This window comes from Polaromonas sp. P1_E1_2 (assembly GCF_056406035.1).
Map to the genome: position 1 here is coordinate 1 of NZ_JBFUAZ010000719.1, position 1912 is coordinate 1912.

General features: G+C 62.9%; 3 protein-coding genes. All 3 read left to right on the top strand.

Annotation, left to right across the window (positions count from 1 at the left end):
* On the top strand, window positions 1-325 hold a 325-nt coding region (locus tag AC1D1P_RS22115; RefSeq protein WP_477674459.1), incomplete at its 5' end, for a 50S ribosomal protein L11 methyltransferase.
* A 71-nt stretch (window positions 326-396) separates the two neighbouring features.
* Complete coding sequence (locus AC1D1P_RS22120; protein ID WP_477674460.1) at window positions 397-1506, top strand: DUF3426 domain-containing protein; 1110 nt, start codon at window positions 397-399, stop codon at window positions 1504-1506.
* An 18-nt stretch (window positions 1507-1524) separates the two neighbouring features.
* A partial coding sequence (locus AC1D1P_RS22125; RefSeq protein WP_477674461.1) for a PfkB family carbohydrate kinase occupies window positions 1525-1912 on the top strand: 388 nt, incomplete at its 3' end.

A 1912-nucleotide genomic window follows, 5' to 3' on the forward strand; every position in this document is an offset into this window, starting at 1 on the left:
GACCGAAATCGATGCCGTCGACATCGACCCGGCTGCCGTGGAGTCGACGCGCGCCAATGCCGAAGCCAACCATGTGGTGCTCAATGCTGGGCTTCCGGAGAAGGCGTCTGGCAAATACCAGATCGYGCTGGCCAACATCCTCGCCACGCCGCTCAAGGTGCTGGCGCCGCTGCTGTGCGCGCATGTCGAAAAGGGCGGCCATCTCGTGTTGGCCGGCATTCTGGATCGCCAGGCGGAGGAACTCAAGGAAGCCTACGCTCCCTATTGCCAGCTCACTGTGCACGATGCGCAAGAAGGCTGGATCTTGATGACCGCCGGCTTCTGAGCCGGCCCAATCCCGCGCATGGCGGTTTTCAGGCCGTCAGCGGGGGTGAGCCCCCTACAATACAGCGCTAAATGAGCCTGATTACGCGCTGCCCCGCATGCGGCACGATGTTCAAAGTCGTGACCGACCAACTCAAAGTCTCACAGGGCTGGGTGCGATGCGGGCATTGCGCTGAAGTCTTTGATGCGTCCGCGCATCTGCTGCCGCGTGACATGGCATCGCCCGTGCCCGCCGTACCGTTTGCGGTCGCGGACACCGAACCCATGCCGCTGCCGGAATTTGTCCCTTCTGCGCCGGCGCCGCCAGTCGTGGCTGTTGCCGCTGCTGCGGAATCACAGGAATGGGCGCCGGCCAGGTCATTTGCCGACCGGGTGCCGCTAAGGCCTTCCGGCACTGGCCCTGCCGATGCGCAGGACAGTGCGGCTGATTTTGACCCTGTACGCTGGAAGCGGGCCCAACAGGAACGCCAGCAGGATCCGCTGGAACTGCCTGATAGCGTGTTGCCGGATGAGCCGCCAGCCCGCCGGCCGGTGATGGTGCGCCCGGCGGTCGACGATGATTCCAGTTTTGCCTTTTCGGACGTGGACTCCGGCATGCCGGATTCGCGCGTGGAGCACGATGTGTCTTTTGTGCGGGAGGCCAGGCGCAAGGCGTTCTGGAAACGGCCGCTGACCCGGTGGACCATGGCCTTGTTATCCCTGCTGCTGCTGGCCGTGCTGGTCTTGCAGTGGGCTGTCCAGCAAAGGGACACGCTGGCCGCCCTGGAGCCCCGGCTCGTGCCGGCGCTTCAGGGTATTTGCRGCCAGTTGCACTGTGACATTCGTGCGCCGCGGCATATCGAGTCGCTGGTCATAGACAGCTCCACCTTCAACCGCATCGGCCCTGATGCCTATCGCCTCAGTTTTACGCTCAAAAACACGGGTGTGACGCTGCTGGAAATGCCGTCCCTGGAAGTGACCCTGACCGATTCGCAGGACCAGGCCGTGGTGCGCCGCATCCTGACGCCGGCACAGTTTGGCGCCAAATCGCCGACCCTGGCCCCCCGCTCCGAAATGCCCGGCCTGGTCATCATGAAAATATCCGGTGATGCGGACACTGCAGCTGCAGCGTCGCCGCCGTCTTCTGCGCCGGCGGCTCCCTTGCGAGTGGCTGGCTATCGTGTCCTGGTTTTTTACCCCTGATTGAAACGAGAGAACTGAATGTCTGCTGTTATTTGTGGCTCCCTGGCGTTTGACACCATCATGACCTTTGAGGGGCGCTTTTCGGAGCAGATACTACCCGACCAGTTGCATATCCTGAATGTGTCGTTTCTGGTGCCGGCGCTGCGCCGCGAGTTCGGTGGCTGCGCCGGCAACATCGCCTACAGCCTGCAGCAGCTTGGCGGCAAGCCGCTGCCCATGGCCACGGTCGGCAGTGACGGCGCCGAGTACGTGGAGCGCATGAAGACGCTGGGCATCAGCACGGAATTTGTGCGGCAGGTGGGCGACACCTATACCGCCCAGGCGATGATCATGACCGACCGGGACAACAACCAGATCACGGCTTTTCATCCGGGTGCCATGATGCAGGCCCATATCACCCGCATTG